A 1535-nucleotide genomic window follows, 5' to 3' on the forward strand; every position below is an offset into this window, starting at 1 on the left:
ACTTGGACATTCTGTTTATCCTCTTTTAACGACACCTCGTCATCAATAGCAAACAGCCATCCCGCCTGCAAGCGCACTTGTAATCGGTGATTATAAATATGAATTGTCCCTGACATTATAAGGGAAAAGGCAGGTAAATTGCCATGCCTGTTTAATGACTATCTTGTTTTTTCTTAAAAAGCGTCAATAGCAGCCTTCGCTCATTGGCTTTCTGGCTTTTATTTGTTAGACTAGGCGGTCTTTATTTTTCGACAGACTGCCCTGTCAATAATACTCAATTAAACGTAGTATGCAGTATTGAGCAACCTAGCAGTCAACTCGTATTATGCGCTCGTAGCTCAGTTGGATAGAGTATCGGTCTCCGAAGCCGAGGGTCGTGGGTTCGATTCCCGCCGAGCGCACCACTTCTTATGAATGATATTTCATCTCTCCCTAGCATTACCTCCTAATACTTCTAGCACCCTACCTACTAACACTTCCAAAAACCTTTAACAGCAACGCTCTGCGTCTTTAGCTGTTATTAACTATGATGTATTAACACCTATAAAATGTTGTACATATCGTTGTCAACCTCTATTCAATATATGTCATCTTCTAATTGAGCCGCAATTTGCCTTCCTACTTGCCTGCCTGATTGCCTATTTATAAAACTGTATGACTGACACTACTCTGCATCCTGTAAGTTTGCAGTTAATTGGGCACGGTTGGGGACTCGGTGGTAATTAATCACGGGTACGTCGCCTAGACGCCGTTGACCAGCAGCCACTTTTTTATCAATAGTAATCATCGCAATCTTTTTGTTTTGCTCGCTGATAACTAAATGATTGGCCTTACGATTAACGCGATAGTCAGGAAAATAGTTATTAATTAATACCGCTGTTTTTTGTAGGTCATCATTACTAGGTTTTTTCGCGCCTTTGGGTGATTTATTATCAAAGGTCTCATCCGCTTTTGCGCCTCGCGTCTTTGCGACCAGCCAAAGGGCTGCGACCACGGCTAGCAACATGACAAGCCACCAAATTCCATCTATCATAGAAATATGTATCCATTGTAAGCAGGGGTTATGCCATGTTAGCAGAATTACCACCAGCGTTAATAGCTGAAGTAGCGCTTGCCGCCAAACTATTGGACTCAAAACAACGCATCTGCATTTTAACGGGCGCAGGGATTTCAGCAGAAAGCGGTATTCCCACTTTTCGAGACAAACAAACAGGATTGTGGGAGAACTACGGCGTTGAGGATTTGGCGACACCCGAGGCGTTCACTCGCAACCCAAAGCTGGTATGGTCGTGGTATCAGTGGCGCAGACAATTGGTCGCGGACAAAAAACCGAATCCTGCTCATGAGGCCTTAGCGCAGTGGCAATACCATAGCCAATCAACCGACCAGCAGGTAACACTCATCACGCAAAATGTCGATGACTTACATGAGCAGGCTGGTAGTAGCGTGACTCATTTGCATGGTAATCTGTGGGCCAATCGTTGTAGTCAATGCGATGCACCCTATAAAAAGCAGTCTAGAGGCTCATATAGCAG

General features: G+C 44.2%; 2 protein-coding genes and 1 tRNA gene. 2 read left to right on the forward strand and 1 reads right to left on the reverse strand.

Translation table 11 applies throughout. The features are described 5' to 3' along the window. Positions 1 to 327: 327 nt before the first annotated feature. Positions 328 to 404, forward strand: a tRNA-Arg gene (locus tag JMW64_RS13805). A gap of 260 nt (positions 405 to 664) precedes the next feature. Here the strand turns inward: JMW64_RS13805 and JMW64_RS13810 are convergent. Beyond that, positions 665 to 1033, reverse strand: a complete 369-nt coding sequence (locus JMW64_RS13810) for a hypothetical protein (RefSeq protein WP_025652151.1) — start codon at positions 1031 to 1033, stop codon at positions 665 to 667. A 35-nt stretch (positions 1034 to 1068) separates the two neighbouring features. Between JMW64_RS13810 and JMW64_RS13815 the strand changes: the two genes are divergently transcribed. Then, positions 1069 to 1535 (forward strand): Sir2 family NAD-dependent protein deacetylase (locus JMW64_RS13815; RefSeq protein ID WP_320158186.1); only part of this gene is annotated, 467 nt, incomplete at its 3' end.

The organism is Psychrobacter immobilis (genome assembly GCF_904846065.1).
Classification (GTDB): Bacteria; Pseudomonadota; Gammaproteobacteria; order Pseudomonadales; family Moraxellaceae; genus Psychrobacter; species Psychrobacter immobilis_H.

Coding starts and splice junctions, on each gene's coding strand:
- JMW64_RS13810 (WP_025652151.1), bottom strand. CDS start 1,033: ATGATAGATGGAATTTGGTGGCTTGTCATGTTGCTAGCCGTGGTCGCA.